The 17,100-nt window shown below is 30.1% G+C and carries 10 protein-coding genes; all 10 read right to left on the bottom strand.

Annotated elements, in window-relative coordinates; genetic code table 11:
* Positions 1-38 precede the first annotated feature (38 nt).
* The gene (locus tag J2Z25_RS08440; RefSeq protein ID WP_209739734.1) at positions 39-980 is read right to left on the bottom strand and encodes a sugar kinase; all 942 of its coding nucleotides are present in this window, start codon (positions 978-980) and stop codon (positions 39-41) included.
* 66 nt (positions 981-1,046) lie between these two features.
* Positions 1,047-1,667 (bottom strand): bifunctional 4-hydroxy-2-oxoglutarate aldolase/2-dehydro-3-deoxy-phosphogluconate aldolase, encoded by a 621-nt coding sequence (locus J2Z25_RS08435; protein WP_209739732.1) that lies wholly within the window; start codon positions 1,665-1,667, stop codon positions 1,047-1,049.
* A gap of 84 nt (positions 1,668-1,751) precedes the next feature.
* Entirely contained in the window at positions 1,752-4,667 is a 2,916-nt protein-coding gene (locus J2Z25_RS08430) for a polysaccharide lyase family 8 super-sandwich domain-containing protein (protein ID WP_209739729.1), read from the bottom strand.
* Between the two features lie 520 nt (positions 4,668-5,187).
* Entirely contained in the window at positions 5,188-9,273 is a 4,086-nt protein-coding gene (locus tag J2Z25_RS08425; RefSeq protein WP_209739727.1) for an immunoglobulin-like domain-containing protein, read from the bottom strand.
* Between the two features lie 203 nt (positions 9,274-9,476).
* Positions 9,477-10,391 (bottom strand): dihydrodipicolinate synthase family protein, encoded by a 915-nt coding sequence (locus J2Z25_RS08420; protein ID WP_097033195.1) that lies wholly within the window; start codon positions 10,389-10,391, stop codon positions 9,477-9,479.
* A 30-nt stretch (positions 10,392-10,421) separates the two neighbouring features.
* Positions 10,422-12,743, bottom strand: a complete 2,322-nt coding sequence (locus J2Z25_RS08415) for a sialidase domain-containing protein (protein WP_209739725.1) — start codon at positions 12,741-12,743, stop codon at positions 10,422-10,424.
* Positions 12,744-12,800: 57 nt separating this feature from the next.
* On the bottom strand, positions 12,801-13,910 hold the full coding sequence (locus J2Z25_RS08410; protein ID WP_209739723.1) for a Gfo/Idh/MocA family protein: 1,110 nt from the start codon (positions 13,908-13,910) through the stop codon (positions 12,801-12,803).
* 25 nt (positions 13,911-13,935) lie between these two features.
* Positions 13,936-14,769 carry a carbohydrate ABC transporter permease gene (locus J2Z25_RS08405; RefSeq protein ID WP_209739721.1) on the bottom strand — a complete coding sequence of 278 codons (834 nt, stop codon included), beginning with the start codon at positions 14,767-14,769 and terminating at the stop codon, positions 13,936-13,938.
* Positions 14,769-15,656, bottom strand: a complete 888-nt coding sequence (locus J2Z25_RS08400) for a carbohydrate ABC transporter permease (protein WP_209739718.1) — start codon at positions 15,654-15,656, stop codon at positions 14,769-14,771. The genes J2Z25_RS08405 and J2Z25_RS08400 overlap by 1 nt, the downstream gene beginning before the upstream one ends.
* Before the next feature lie 96 nt (positions 15,657-15,752).
* The gene (locus J2Z25_RS08395) at positions 15,753-17,090 is read right to left on the bottom strand and encodes an ABC transporter substrate-binding protein (RefSeq protein ID WP_097033193.1); all 1,338 of its coding nucleotides are present in this window, start codon (positions 17,088-17,090) and stop codon (positions 15,753-15,755) included.
* Positions 17,091-17,100 lie beyond the last annotated feature (10 nt).

Genomic DNA, 17,100 nt, shown 5'->3' with positions numbered 1-17,100 from the left:
AAAAAAGGAGATATCAAATCTCCCTTTTTCTCATTTATTTATATTCTTTTTTCTATAAATTTTTTCAACTCGTCTTGTGTAGGTAAACCCTCATTATCACTAGAGTATGTAACTTGAATCGCACCAATTGCATTCCCTCTTATTGCACACTCTCTAATTGACAATCCTTCTAATTTTCCACTTAACACTCCTGCCGCAAAGCCATCTCCTGCCCCTACGGTATCTACTACTTTTTCAACTTTAAATCCAGGTTGTTCAAAGCTCTCATTTCCACTTCTAATATAAGCTCCCTTGCTACCATTTTTAATAATAACTTCCTTGATGCCAAGATTTTGATAAAAATCAGCTATTTTTTCTACATCTCCACTTCCAGTTAACACCAAGCCTTCTGCTACACCAGGCAATATTAAATCACATTTTTTTGCTAAATCATTTATAACACTAACCATAACTTCTTCACTTTCCCATAAAGCTGGCCTTAAATTCGGATCAAAGGTTATATAAACCCCTTTTTCTTTTGCTCTTTCCATCAAACGATATGTAGCTTCCCTGCAACTTAATGATAATGCAGGGGGGATTCCAGTTACATGAAGAAGTTCAACTCCATCAAAACTTACCTTATCAATATCTTCTGAAGTAATGTTTGAAAATGCCGATCCTTTTCTGTAATATGCTGTTACAGGATCTCCATTTGAAACTTTACTTTTAAACATCAGTCCTGTTTTATTTAAGGTGTCAAAAGTTATAAACTCTGTCCCTATTTTCTCTTTATTAATAAATTTTTTAATATATAAACCTAATGGATCATTTCCCAATCTTGTGATATATGAAGCTGTATGCCCTAACCTTACAAGACCTGTACAAACATTAAGTTCTGCACCTGCTACTGATTTTTCAAATAAATTTACACTCTCTAAGTCTCCTTCTACTTTAGCTGTAAAAAGCGCCATTGGTTCTCCAAATAATAGTACTTTACTCATATTATAATTTTCTCCCTAATATCCTTAATAATATAAACTATATTATTAATTTTTTCTCTTAAATTTTTATTTAGTAGCTTGTATTAGCTTTTCGCAACGTTCTTTTAATATATCAAGATTAGATGCATTTATTCCTTTAGTTAAATATCCACCAAATCCTGTAGCATATGCACCATTTTTAAACCACTCTTTTACGTTCATATCATCAACTCCACCAGTTGGCATCATTTCAATGAATGGCATTGGTGCTTTAATTCCCTTAATCATTTTCATTGAAATACAGTCTCCTGGAAATAATTTAACAACATCACTACCAGCTAAATATGAATTATAAACTTCTGTAGGCGTTGCAGCTCCCATTGAACAAAATATATCTTTTTCTCTACAATACACTCCTACTTCCTCTACAATACAAGGAGATACTATAAAGTCTGCTCCATTATCTATTGCAAGTTTTGCTTGTTCCTTAGATAATACTGTTCCTGCTCCTATAAGTGCATTTGAAAATTCTTTTTTTAAATCACAAATTAATTTTTCTGCCTTTGGAAGACTAAATGTAATTTCTAACGATGTAATTCCAGATTCTACAAGAGTTTTACAAATAAGCTTTGCTTCATCTATATCATTACCCCTAATTACTGCAATTAATTGTCCCTTCATTAATTCTTTTACTTCTTTCTTATTCATATATTCATATCCTCCATTTATATTTTTTTATAAAATCCAAAATATATCTATTAGTATTATTTTGTATTTTTCACAGTTTTAAATTTATTTTTTTCTTTTTTTAAACATTGATGCTCCTAATAATGTTAGTACTCCACCTATTCCTACTAAAGTAGTTCCACCTATAATGGCTCCAGTATTAGGTAAATTTATTGAATTATTTTCGTCATTTGAATTACTTGAACCTTCTTTTTTCGCATCTACTATTACAGTAAATTCCTTTTCTGCTTTAGCACCCTTGCTATCAGTAACTTCAAATACTACTTTATACTCTCCCTTTTCAATAGCTTTAAAGCTATCATCTAACTTAATATTATTTTCTTTAATCTTAATAGCTTCACTTAAATCCCCATCTTCTTTATCTGATGCCATTATTTTGTGAAGACTTTTATCCCATGTATCTCCAATATATAGTTTTACATCTTCTCCATAAATTATAGGAGCTTCATTTATAACTTCTGCCTCTGTTTCATCCTCATTTAAAGGTTCTCCTAACTCTACTGTTAATTCAAAACTTGCACCCATTGCACCAGAAGTATTTACATCAAAGGCTATCTTTTTATCATTTAAACTTACATTCGAAATTTGGCTATCTGATTTTACTAATTTAGTTGCTGATTTTGCAATCTCTATTGATAGGCTTTCTCCTTCAAATGTTGGATCAGAAACTGATATTGTTAATGTATTATCATCATTTTCTTTTATCATAACTGATGCTTTTCCTGATGATGTTATAGATCCTGATGTATTTTTACCATCTATCCAAAAATTTGCCCCTTCCATCTTTAATTTCGTATGCTTAACTCCGTGAGCAATCTCATCATTTTTTACTATTTGAATATTTGAATTATTAGCATAATCCTCTACTTCTTCTGATGATTTATTAGGCAATAATATATAACTATATCCTTTATTTTCTATATTAGCACCATGGTCTATATACATAGTTAAATAGTTGTTTGTAACTGTTTTATCTGCTGCTGAATTGGAAGCATTTATATTAAACCAATTGCCTTCTCTATTATCTCTTAATAAATTTATATCAGCTCCATTTGGGAAATAATACCCAATACCTGTCCCCTCTACATTTCCTTCTAAATATGCCCATTCTGCATTTTTAACATTATCATTATCTCCTAGTGATTGTACCTTTTCTTCTCCATCAACAATAAGTTTATTACTTCCATCTTTTCTTATTTTTCTATTTTCAACTATTGTTTCTGTATTGAATTCTTCCGGATTAGTTATTCCTGAACCTAATGCAACAATCTCATCATCAAACATAAACCAAGATTTATTTGCTTTCAAAGAGTCATACTTATTATCTATTTGCATACCTGATACACCATAGTTACCTAGTTTAGTTCCACCAGACCAACTACTATTTCCTAGTTCATAATAAACTTCATCTTGTAGCGGTGAACCTGCATCTATATCTGGAAGAATCTCCTTATCTGCTCTCTTTCTCGTATCAATTGTTGTTCCTGGCATTCTATATGGATCTATTGTTGACCAAAAGTCATCTGAGAATTGAGTTAAATCATCATTATAAAGATAAGTCATCCCATCTCCTTGAAACCAAGGTTTTAAATTTTCCTTGTTCATAAATTCATATTTACTTATTCTGCTTGAGCTTCTTGAAATAGCTAATGCATACCCCTCTCTTTCATGAACAGTCTTATCCATCATATTTAGGGAATAGTGAGCTGCACCTTGTAAAGATTGAGTAATAACTTCATTATTCATCATTTCATAGTATTTATCTATTACATTTATTGATTTAAACTTTTCTCCAAAATCTATTACATCATCTGCTTCAATAGCCCATTGTTTTACTAATGCTTGTATTTTGTTTGCCATATCTTCTTCCGAAATCATTGATATTTTAATCATGCCTTCAATAATTCCAGCTGCTTGAATATATCCATTTCCGTTATATCTAGATATAGACCTTCCTCTAACCATATCCATAACATAGCCTTTATATATAATCGGATCAAAACTTTCAAATATCCAATTATATATATTATTTTTACTTTCAGCTTCAATTTTCCATGGAGTCCCCTCTAGTAAAAACATTACATTTGATATTTTATCTATAAGAACGTTTCCATATGACCCAGTATAGGCAACAATTCCATGTTGAACATAAGAACCATCTGGATAAAATCCATCTCCACTAGTTACATAGTCAAAAACACCTGATATATCTTCTGAGGCTTCTTTTATTTTTTCTGGATCCATTTCATTAACACCTTGAAGTAATTTATTTAAACATACATCTGCTAAATTAGCTCCAGTATGATATTTGCTTCCTGGTTCAATACTCGGTAAAAACTTTTGTATTGCATCCATATATCTAGTTATTTGATCTTCAGTTAAATCATCATACATCAACACAACAACATTATTTAATCTAGCAGGTACTCCGATCATCCAGTCCCACCAGTTTCCGTATTGTTCTATTTCACTATTATAGGCATTTTTATTTATCCATTCTAATGCATAAATTATATTATCTTTCAACTTCTCATTTTTATAATAAGTATCATTAGGTAAACTATAAGCCATAGACATTGACACAATATTATTAAACATTGATGTTATTCTAGCTGGATTATCTTTGTAATCTTTTAAATTTTCCCATAAGTAATCATTATTTTCATCTAAATTCATGGATTCTAAATATGTTTTGGTTTGTTTTACATATCCCGCTATCTTCTTAGCTATAGTTTTATTATTTACATCAATTAATTCACCACCAATTAAATCTTCCTTGCATTTTAGCCTAATAGATTCAATTATACCCTCTACATCTCCATTTTCCATATTAACTATACCACTTGTACTAATTTTAGTTGTTTCTGCATTTACGACATTAGTTAATGCACTGCTAACAATTACGGTTCCTACTAATGTTGATGCAATTATTTTTTTTGTTGTTTCCTTACTTTTTCTCATAAAATACATCCCCCTCATAATATTTAACTAAACGCTAAACTTAATAAATTATCTCTAATTAATAGGTTAACATATTAACATTATACGTTTGTTTGGTATTTACTGTCAATGCCTGATTGTTACTTATATATAAAAGTAGCCTTAGTAGAATAATCTTAAATATTCTACTAAGGCCTTTATATTCTTTAACGCTTTATTTATCTATAACTATATCCTGTTTCTATTGTCCTTGAATGTATTTTTTATTCTTTACTAATTTAATCAGCCTTAAGTAATATCCTTTTGCTCCAAAGTTTCTATTAGCAAATTTATATTTTAAATTTTAATATCCTCCTTCTGATATGTACCAAAGCTATAATCTCTTTTGAATCCCACATCTAACACTGAGTATTCTAAATACAAAAATATGGAATAGTAACTTCTTAACTATTCCATATTTATAATTTTCATAATTATAATTCTATAAGATTAATAATTAATATCATTATCTAAATAAATATTACAATTGAAGATATTTTTATTATTTTCTATATCCTAATACCTTTTTCTTTGCTAAGGCAAATCCACCTAAAATTAATGATAATGCTATTACAGCAAGAGAAATTGCAGATTCATTTCCTGTTTGTGGTAAGCTAGAATCATTTTGTTCTATATTATCATCTTCTATAGTATCTTCACCTACATAATCATTATTATCGTTACTATTGTTGTTTCCGTTATTGCTGTTATTATCTTGATCTACTATATCATTATCATCTTCAGTAGTAGAACTTCCTATTTTCCTTACTGTTATAACTCTTGATACTGTTTCTGTATTACCAGAATTATCAGCTACTGTATAGGTTATTGTGTAATCTCCTTCTTTAAATATATCAACAGTACCTGATACAACTACTTTAGAAGTTAAATCACCATCCCTATCATCTTTTGCAATAACTCCATCCATAGGATTAAATTCAGTTCCTAATGCAACTATATTATTTTCTGGCAATGTTATAACAGGTTTTACAATATCCTTGTCTACAGTAAAGTAATTTACATTTGTTCTTGAACGTCCACCAAATTCATCTGTAACTTCTGCATACCATCCATACATACCATTTTCTGCATTTTCTAATGTATAAGAAATTTCAGTATCATTTGTTACATTATTCACTGTACCAATAACTTCATCAGTATATACATTTACATCCAAGTCAGTTGTTTCGATGGTCTTTTGTTTTGGCTCAATTCCTAAATCTTCAAAAGAAATTTCAAAATCTTCTTCTCCTAAAATAGTATCTCCACCTGCAACTGTATCCTTTGCATTATAATCATCTAGTGAAGGAGAATAAGTTTTAAATAAAACTTTCTTACCATCTAAATCAAAATGCATCAATCTTAAATAACCCATACCACCTTCTGGTAATCCTTGATAGTCAAATAACATTTGATAAACTTTTCTATCATTTACTCCATCGCCATCATCATCAAATTCATTTATTACAGTTTGAGCATTATGATAATGACCTGATAAAACCATGCATACATTAGAATTTTTAGAAACTACTTCATTAAGTACTCTTTGTGGTTCTTCACCAAATCCTCCACTTGCAAGTAGGTATTCATGGAAGTTTAAAATAGCTTTTCTTTCTGGATATTTCTTTAATATATTATTCATCCACTCTATTTCTTCATCACCAATTCCCCAACCTACATACATCATTATAAAATCAATTCCACCTACTGATATTAAATCATAGTGAGCTCTATTATTTTTATAGCTTTCTCCATACCATTGATTATTTATAAATCTATCTTCCCCGAAGTAAGTGCTATAATTAGTATAATCTCCAGCTAAATGACCAACATCATGATTACCAGCTAGGACACCATAAGGCAGTCCTGCTTCATCTAGCTTTTTATAGGCTGCATCTGCATTTTCCCATTGAGAAATCATATCTACATCATCAACAATATCACCATCATGGAATAAATATTGAATATTCATTCTTGAACGATTTGCAAGTAACCAATCATGAATATTTAATTGATGCTCATACTTACCAACAATATTTGTATTATCCGATGTATCTTCATTATAATATTGTGTATCACTTTCAATTGCAAAAGTAAAATCATAAGAATTTCTATCTACATCATTTTCATTACTTGTTGTAATATTAGTATTTTCTGAAGGAACAGCTGGAGTACCTGCTTCATATTGTGTTGGAGTATATCCTTCTCCATTTTGAACCATAACTTTTACTTTGTTATCTTTCAAATGATCCTTTAATGAAACTGTACCTGTTAATTTTACTTCTTTTTCATTTTGTTTCATTTCAGCTTCAACTATATCAAAAGAGCTTGTTGTATAATTATATACATACATATTTGTTTTTAAATTATTTGATTTTCCCTTCCAATCTACTTGAATTATTGCATTTTCATTAACTTCTCCACTTAATTCAATATCAAATTCTTCATAAGGGAATCCATTACTAGAATCTTCACCAAATACTTGTCCACTAGTTCCTGAACTTTGGCTAACCCCCTCTGTTTTAGAAATATTATAGTCTCCTAAAACATATCTTTCCCCCTTTTTAAAGGAAACAGTCATTATATCATTAGTACTATCAGTTGCTTCTATTTTAAAAGTTGGATCAGAATTTAATATTGATCCTTGCCCTGGAGTTATTTCAAGTCCTAACTTTGCATTTTCTTCAGGAATAATAAACTTAATTTCCTTATTATGTTCATTACTACAATTATCAACAGCATAAATAGTTAAAGTATGCTCACCTGGGGATAACTCTAAAGCTCTGAAAGTATAAGGCAATTCAATTTTCTTATCATCTAATTTTACTGATAACTCTTTAACTCCTGAAAAGGCATCATTTGAATCTACTATTATTTCATTTGTTCCTTTATATATTTGATTATCCTTTATATTTGTAGTTATTTCAGGAGCAGTATTATCTACAATAAATTTAACATCTTCACTTTCATTTGCTGAAGTTAAACTACCACTTAAAGTATGCTCTCCATCACTAAATTTTGTTGTATCTATTTCATATCTTAATGCATTAAAAGATTCATCACTTGGTGTAAATTTCGCTTCTAAGATTTCAATTTTCCCTGCTGAATCTCCCATTTTAATAACTTCTTCAGGATTTTCAAATCCTTCTGGACGTAATATACTTCCATCAGGTAATACTAATCTGATATTTCTAACTACAAAGTCATCATTATTTTCCCAGTTATGCTCTAATGCATTTGCTTTATTACCAGCATGAATATCAATTTGAATTTTTTCTCCCTTAGTCAAATAAATAGGATCTACATCATACGCAACTGTATCCCAATTATCATAAGTTCCTTCATTAAATATTCCAAGAACAGTATTTCCAATTGCAACTGCATTTTTAAAGAAAGTATCTGTATCCTTAATATCAAAAACTATCTTAGCATTATTTTCTATAGATTCTACTGTTTGAGAAGTTTTATCTACTCCATCAATTAATAACTTATCACCTGTTGTAATTAAATTATCTGTTCCAAATATATATTCATTTTCATTTATGTTAAATCTAATAGCTGATGTATCAACTTCTATATTGGTAGTTTTTTCTATAGGAGTTTTTACCGTTGTAAAACCATCACTAACTTCAAAATAATATTCATAATAAGCTTTTCCAATTAAATCATATTTAGAAATTGTCTTTGAAAATATATCTCCCTCTTCTTTTAATAAGTTATATGTTTCATATTTACTCATCTTATCATTTTTATAACTTAATTTAACTGTTTTGATATTAGTTTCATCAGATTTTGCTTTTACTTTAAATACTACTTCTTCTTCATTTGTAAAGTTTTCTGCTGTCATATTTTCTACTATAGGTTTATTCACCGGAGAATTAGAATTAGATTGCACAGGTTTATCCTCTTCTTTTACAGTTCCTGGATCTGGCACAGCTTTATTACTTGTCATAACACTTTCATTAGTATTTTCATCATAAAGATACTTTATAGATTTATCTTCCGATGTATCTTTTGCGCCATTCATATTATAAGAAACAAAATCTACTTCTTCCTTTATATTAGTAGTAAGTCTAAGAGCTCTTGCACCACTATTAGCCATCCCAGCACTATATACCTCAAATAAATTTACATTCATTTCCAATTGGCTATTAAAATGATTATTAAAATCAGCAGCTGTTAAAGTGTCATTACTTCCATTCTTAATCCAAAAAACAATAGCCTCTCCACTTTTAACGTTAATATCTTCATTAATATCTACCCATAATACATCACTTGAATCACCCTTATCTGGATAGTTGTAATATATCTTATAATCCTTTAAATTGACCTCTCTATTTGAGTTATTATAAACCTCTATAAATTCATAAGCATCTGCTCCATCGATATTTTTAGAATCTGGTAATATTTCTGTAATTAATAATTCTGGTATTTGAGCTTTATCCGCTTTAATATTTTTTTGAGTAGTATCAGCTTGTACTAATAATGTTTTTGTGCTTAACGCCATAGTTTCTAAAGGTCTTGTACAAATTAAAGCAGTTAATCCTAAAGTAAATAATTTGCTTTTGTATAGTTTTTTCTTAGCCATGATATCCTCTCCCCTTAATAAAACTTTTCTTAGTTTTAAAATTACATCTGATTGGAGTATATCATGTGGAAAATTTAGTTAATATCATAGTTTTGTAAAATAAAGTAAAGCTTTTTTAACTATTATTATATTTATTTAACAAATTTAATTATTATTAAAACCTATTTAAATCTTATATTTATAATAAAGATTATTATTTAAAGCTAATCTAAGCTTCCTATAGCATCATCTATTAACTTACTACATATTTTAATTTTATTTTTATCAGATTCTACTATTGAACTAAGAGGTTTTCTTACTCCTCCAATATTAATTCCCTTTTCTTTTAATATTTCTTTCATTACTCCATAAAGATTTCCATGACAAGAGCACATCTCATATATAATTCTATTAATCTTATATTGAATATCTTGAGCTTTTTTTAAATCACCTTCGCCTAAAGCTTTGTCAGCTGCAAGAAACAATTCTGGCATAACTGCATAAGTTCCGCCAATACCTCCATCTGCTCCCATTATACGTCCAGCAACAAATTGCTCATCTGGTCCATTAAATACAACGCTTTCATCACCAGATATATCCTTAAACATTTGAATATCTTGTACTGGCATTGAAGAATTCTTTACACCAATTACTCTTGGATTTTTAAGCATTTGCTTATATAAATTAATTCCTAAACCAACTCCCGCTAATTGTGGAATATTATATATAATAAAATCAGTATTTGGTGCAGCATTGCTTATATCATTCCAATATTCAGCAATTGAATAATCAGGTAAATGGAAGTAAATTGGGGGAATAGATGCTATAGCATCTACCCCTATACTTTCTGCATGTTCTGCAAGTTCTTCACTATCTCTAGTATTGTTACATCCTACATGAGCTATTATAGTAATTTTTCCTTTTGCAACTTTCATTACATTTTCTAATGTTATTTTTCTTTCTTCTTTACTTTGATATATACATTCCCCTGAAGATCCACAAACGTAAAGGCCTTTTACTCCCTTATCTATTAAGTATTGAGTAAACATCTGTGTACGTTCTGGACTTATTTTCCCCTCATCATCATAACAAGCATAAAAAGCTGGTATTATACCTTTATACTTTTCTAAATTTCTCATAAATCTTCTCCTTAATATTTTCTACTAATCTTAGTTAGATATAGGTTGCTTTAACTCATTAATTGAAAATGTTTCATATTTTAATATATTTTTAAGATGCAATTCATTACGAGACCAAGAGTCATACTTCTCATATAGTAATCCAATATCTCCATTAGGTAATTCTGTAAGACAAGAATATGAATATCCCATATTTGAACTATCTACTGAATAACAATATTTCCATTCAATAGAATATTTATTTATTCCTGAAGCACCTGTATCACTAATTAAACCTATCCATATCTTTCCATTTCTACGTGCACTACTTGAATCTGGTGCTGATAGAATAATAGCTTCTTTTCCATCAATCAGCCCTGAATAATTAATAACTGATAGTTGAGTTCCATATGAAGTAGTATGCATATTAGGTACAGTTACTCTATCGCTCCAAGTTTCTCCTCCATTGATACTTGTGACTTCTGCTATAACTCCAGACCCAGTACGCAAATATGATTTAAGAGATCCATCAGGCATTTCAACAATTTGTGCTTCTGCTGTAGATCCGGTGTTCCTATTGTCTGCTGCTACATAATTCCAAGTTTGTCCATGATCATCACTATACATAAAGCCAAGCTCAGCATATGAACTTGAATATAGTGGTACAATTAATCTTCCTTTATACTGTCCCTTTGAAATTTGTTTTCCAACACCTGGTCCTAAAACTAAGAATTTAGAATTTTCCGGTTTAAAGCTACTTACAATGTTCAAATTAGACCAAGTTTCTCCTTCATCATCGCTATACTTCATTGCTAAATATGTTGTTGGAAATACTTTAAATAGAGAATCTTTATAAAATACGTTCATGTTAACATCAATATTTGTGGCTGTCTCCAATAGAGTTGTACCACTAAAATTATAGTCATATTGTTTATATAATAATGCGATTCCATTTTTATATAAATTATAATCTCCATCAATTTTATACTCTGTAGGTAAGTTAGTTACATCATTATATATTACCCCATTTTCACGGATGGAATAATTATAAGTTGAACTTCCATCTTGGTGCCATCTTAACTTCATATATTTCTTACCAGCAATATCCTTATATCCTGATCCCGTTGATGCATTAGAACTTCCTATTCCAGCAGGCATAGCATCTGCAAAAATAAACAATCTCTTTGTTTCCTTATCTTCTAGTAATACTGGGTCAATAAAAGATGCACTTCCTTGAATTTGAACATTTTTTCCTATAGAATCACGTGGCCAATCTATATTTTTTGCAACATAATCATTAAATTGTAATGGTATTGTTGGATTTTTCCATGTTATACCTCCATCTAGACTCTTTGAAAATGCAATATCTATATTACTTTTAGAATCATGTGTTCCACCATATCTTGCATCAGCAGCTGATACAACAGTTCCTGAACTTAAAGATAATAATGATGGTATTCTAAAATAATTAGATTTAGTACTATCACCAGCATAAAAAATGTTTTTCCCATATGTTGTTGCTCCAGTTTCTGCCTTAAGGGCCTCATCAGTTAAAATCTCATTATAAATTTTCACATTTCCAATTGTTCCTCCAAATGGATATGCTATAACTCCATCTCTAACAGTCCCACCTAGCATAACATTATTTACACCTGTAATATCATTTATAAACTTATATACATCGGTATTTAAAGTTGCAAGTAATTCACCATTGGCAAATAATTTATATTGCTTATTGCTTGGATCTGCTTTAAATGCAATTGTGTTAAATACAAGATTATTTTTGTATATTGATCTTACAGCAGCTGGCCTACCTAATGTATATTTTAATACACTATCAGTATTTCTAAGTTCCATTCCCACTTCCCCTGTATTAGTAATATAAATATGGAAATGTCTATCCCTATTCCCGCTAGTATTATTTCCAATGCTTACTAATGACTGTATACTATTATTACTTGTTGATTTATAAGAAACAATTATTGTTCCTTTTTCTAAAGCTTTTACATATTCCGAGCCCATTTCAGAACTCAAGTCATAACCTTTTCCTGCTGTAATATTAATATTACTTTTTTCAATAATTAATCCATTAGGAATAGTTGAATTTGATGTAGCCTCTTTAGTAAAATCTACAACCGTTCCACTTAGAGTCTCTATATTTTCTTTTTCTAATATTTTAGTATTTAAATTTTGTATCAAATCAAAAGATTTATTTTCTATATTTTTTATATTTTCTATATTGTTATTTATAAAATATTTTCTTGCTCCATACTCTTCTGTAGTTTGACTTGATACACTATAAGTAGGTAAAGAAGTAATCGCTAATGTTGATAAAGCAATAGTAGATATTGATTTTTTTATTAAACTATACATAATCTTCTCCTCAATTTTATTTATATTCTCAGTCTACAACTACACTGTAATATCTATTTATTTAGAAACAATCTCATTTAATTTTACTTTTCTATTTTCATAACGAGATTTAGTTAATGCATCTGCAGTAGCAATTGCTGCTCTAGCTGCTTTCCCTGTTAATAATGGTCTAAACTCATCATCAACATCTTTTCCATGTAAAATCTCATTAAAATATTTCATTTCATTTTTCATAATTCCATGTAACCACTTTGGAGGTAACTTTCCTGGTTTACCATACATTATAGCTCCATCCATTTCTGTTCCATGGTAAATTCTTGTACGCTCATCATCTTCTTCTTTTGTTTCATGAACAAGATATGTTTCTTCTCCATTTTTAGTTTTTACTGTCATAGCAACATCCTTCATATCAATTCTAATGGCACCTTTTGTTCCTTGAATTAATACATAATGTTCTGGCCAGTGGAATGCTGATCCATATTCTAATAAAGCATATCTATTATTTGGGAATTGCAATGTAATAAATAACATATCATCTTCATCACCAAATTGTTCACCTGAGTGAGCTACATTTCCACCTACCATAGTTACTTCTTCTGGTGTCCCCATAATAAATTGTATACAATCTAATTCATGAATATGATGATATAAGTGTCCACCTGATTTTTCTCGAATCTTTTTCCATGATATACTTGATTGAGGCTCTTCCCATCCATTTCTAGCAGAATGGCAATAAAGTACATCTCCTAATACACCTTCATTAATTAATTTTTTAGCATGTCTTACACTTCTAAAAAAATTCATTACATGTCCAGCCATAAATATTACACCTTTTTCTTGACAAATAGCAACCATTTCATCACAATCTTCATAACTTAAAGCTATTGGTTTTTCACAAAATACATGGATTCCATGTTCTGCTGCTTTAATAACTGGCTCTTTGTGTAGATAGTTTGGTGTTGCTACTATAACAGCCTCTACATCTTCTCTACTATACATAGTATCTAAGTCAGTTTCTACATCGCATCCTAATTCTTTAGCTATTGTTTCTGCATTTTCTGGATCTAGTACTGCTACAACCTTAGCTCCTTCTTGATCTTTCATAATACGCGCTAATTCAGCACCAAAATATCCTGTTCCTACTATTGCATAACCTATATTCTTCATAATTCACCCTCCATTTTTATGTTATTTATTTTACTGATCCATCAGTCATTCCAGCTGCAATTTTCCTTTGAATAAACATAAAGAAAATTATTGATGGTACTACTACAAGTGTTGATGCTGCCATCATATCACCCCATGAAAGAATTTCCGCTCCTTGTAATGATCTAAGTGCAACCGAAACAGTCATTCTATCGGTGCTGTTTATTAAAATTAAAGAGTATAAAAACTCATTCCATGCATTTATAAAAGTATAAATTGCCGTAGCTACTATTCCTGGCATAACCAATGGAAGAACTATTCTTACAAAGGTTTGTAGCTTGTCTGCTCCATCAATTTTAGCTGCCTCTTCTATTCCTATTGGAACAGTCTTAAAAAATCCAACCAGCATCCAAACAGCATATGGTACACTAAATGAAAGATAAACTATTACTAACCCTATCCTTGTATTAGTAAGACCAATCCTTGCCATTACCAATGAATATGGAATTGCTAATAAAATTGGTGGAAACATATATGTAGTAACTAATAGTTTAGACATAACATTTCCAAACTTAGGGAAAAATCTTACGATACCATAAGCTGCCATTGCTGAAATTGTAATTGCTATCAAAGTAGTTATAAGAGAAATTAATAAGCTATTTTTAATATTTACTGCAAAACCTAAATCTTTAATTACATGAATGAAATTCTCTAAAGTAAAGTTCTTTGGCAAAAAACTTGTAGGATTTGCTGTTAGTTCACCTGATGTTTTAACAGAAGAAAGTAGTATCCATAGTAATGGGAAAACAGCTATAATAGTTAAAATAATAAGATATATATGACACATAAAATTTCCAAACTTATCTTTTTTACTTATCATTATTTATCCTCCCTTTCCCATTTTCCTATAATAGTAAAATAAGCTGCACATATAAGTAATAAAAATAATAGCAATAAAATAGTTATTGCTGATGATTTTCCTAATAACTTCGTACCCCAGCCCATATTATAAGCATATATTGGTACTGTTGTTGTTGCATTTGCAGGTCCACCACCTGTAATTAAATAAATTAAATCGAAATTATTAAATATCCAAATTGTACGCAATACTACAAGTAATCCAATTACTGTTTTTATATGTGGCATAGTAATAAATCTAAATTGTTGACCTTTTGATGCACCATCAATTTGTGCTGCTTCATACTGGTCTTGTGGTATTGTTTGTAATGCTGAAAGTACATTTACCATTATCATTGGTGCCCCAAACCATATATTTATAAAAAATAAAGTTGGTAAAACTAAATTAGCATCACTTAAAAATTGTGGTAAAGTGCTAGTAAACCCTAATTTCACAAGTATATTAGGTATAAATCCTGATACTCCATTAAGCATCCATTTCCAAGATAAGGCTATTACTATAGAAGGAAATGCCCATGGAATAATTAATGCTGTACGATAAACACCTTTTAAATGTTTTACTCTATTAATTGACAAAGCGGCTGTAAACCCTATAAATAATTGACCAATCAATGATACTAATGTCCATATAATAGATATAATAAATGCTTTAAAGAACTCTGGATCCTTTAAAACTGATGTATAATTTTGTAATCCAATAAAATCATATGATTGCTTAATTAAATGCTTTGTTGTTAAACTATAATATAAACTAGAAAATATAGGATAAATCAATAATACTCCTACTATAATAAGAGCCGGAAGTACAAATACCCATCTTGCATAATCTTTTTTTGTTTTTATTTTCACAAACACCCTCTCCACCCTTTCTTAAATTATGGTGCTGTCGCATATTCCTATTTTATATTTCTAATTGTGCGACAGCCCCATCATTCAAAATTCATATTACTTAACTGTACTAAATAACTCGTTTAATTTATCTTCAGCAGTTTGAGCTGCTTTTTTAACATCTGTTCCATTTGTAATAATATCTTGGAACATAGATTCAATAATTCCTTGTGATGTTAATAAACCTGCTTCTACGCTTGGCCCATGTTCAAATCCTATAGCTGTACCCTTATCAACAGCTGTGCTAATAACATCTACAGCATTTGAAAACTTCTTAACTGTTTCATTTGATTTATATTCTTCAGTATCTGATATACCTTTAATAGCAGGCAGCATTCCCACAGGTGTTGCTTCTAAGAATTTAATATAATTTTCTTTTTCATATAACTTTTCAATAAATGCCTTGCATATTTCTGGATGCTCTGATTTTTCCCAAATTACCATTGGAATATTTGATGTTTCAATTCCATAATCAGGATCATTAGCATTAACTTTTGGAATTGGAGCACAATCAATTTTATCAACTAAATCTGGTGAGTTTGTAGCTACACCACTTATTTGAAATCCAGAATTAAAATCAAATGCAGTCTTACCTTGGTAGAATAAAGTTGCTTGATCAAGAACTGCATAGTTAACAGAATCTTTTGGTGATGAGTTCTTATAAATATCAAGCCAATAATTAATACCATCTATAGCTAAGTCACTTGTAAGATCTGCTTTTAAATCATCTGTCAAAAGACTTCCTCCTGCACTACGTACATAGAAATTTAAGAATCTTGTCCCCATTAAATCTTTAGATCCAGTAGGGAATGAACATCCATAAACATCATTAGTAGTTAAAACCTTAGCAGCGTTTGCAAATTCCTTCCAAGTCTTAGGAACTTCAAGTCCTGCTGCTTCTAATAAATCTTTTCTATACCACATTACTTGTGCATGAGAGTATAAAGGTAAGGAATAATGGCTTCCAACTGATTCTCCTTCTGATAATGCTGATTTAGAAAATTTATCACGACCAATATTATCAATAACATCATCTACTGGAATAATTGCTTCGGCATCCATCATTTCAACAACATGACCTGGGAGAGCCGTACTCATATCTGGTACATTTCCTGAAGCAAGACCGGTTGTCCACTTTGTATAAAAATCTCCCCAAGAAAAAGTTTCAATATTAATTTTTACATCAGGATTATCTTTCATAAATTGATCCGCCACTGCTTGTATAGTTTCTAATCTTGCTCCTTGCGTAAAAGAATGCCAAAACGTAATTTCTCCCTTTAATTTCCCTGGTTCTGCTTCGGCTGCACTACCCTTAGAAGAGTTTCCTCCGCACCCTACAAGTAACGTTGCCCCCATAATCACCGTCAACATAATGCTTAATAACCTTTTTTTCATTTTTATCCTC

Source organism: Clostridium tertium, from assembly GCF_017873245.1.
Classification (GTDB): Bacteria; Bacillota; Clostridia; order Clostridiales; family Clostridiaceae; genus Clostridium; species Clostridium tertium.
This window is presented reverse-complemented; position numbering and strand designations above follow the sequence as displayed.

Bases quoted from the DNA above. Each gene is read 5' to 3' on its own strand.
- J2Z25_RS08405 (WP_209739721.1), bottom strand. From the start codon at position 14,769: ATGATAAGTAAAAAAGATAAGTTTGGAAATTTTATGTGTCATATATAT.
- J2Z25_RS08395 (WP_097033193.1), bottom strand. From the start codon at position 17,090: ATGAAAAAAAGGTTATTAAGCATTATGTTGACGGTGATTATGGGGGCA.
- J2Z25_RS08440 (WP_209739734.1), bottom strand. From the start codon at position 980: ATGAGTAAAGTACTATTATTTGGAGAACCAATGGCGCTTTTTACAGCT.
- J2Z25_RS08415 (WP_209739725.1), bottom strand. From the start codon at position 12,743: ATGTATAGTTTAATAAAAAAATCAATATCTACTATTGCTTTATCAACA.
- J2Z25_RS08410 (WP_209739723.1), bottom strand. From the start codon at position 13,910: ATGAAGAATATAGGTTATGCAATAGTAGGAACAGGATATTTTGGTGCT.
- J2Z25_RS08435 (WP_209739732.1), bottom strand. From the start codon at position 1,667: ATGAATAAGAAAGAAGTAAAAGAATTAATGAAGGGACAATTAATTGCA.
- J2Z25_RS08430 (WP_209739729.1), bottom strand. From the start codon at position 4,667: ATGAGAAAAAGTAAGGAAACAACAAAAAAAATAATTGCATCAACATTA.
- J2Z25_RS08425 (WP_209739727.1), bottom strand. From the start codon at position 9,273: ATGGCTAAGAAAAAACTATACAAAAGCAAATTATTTACTTTAGGATTA.
- J2Z25_RS08420 (WP_097033195.1), bottom strand. From the start codon at position 10,391: ATGAGAAATTTAGAAAAGTATAAAGGTATAATACCAGCTTTTTATGCT.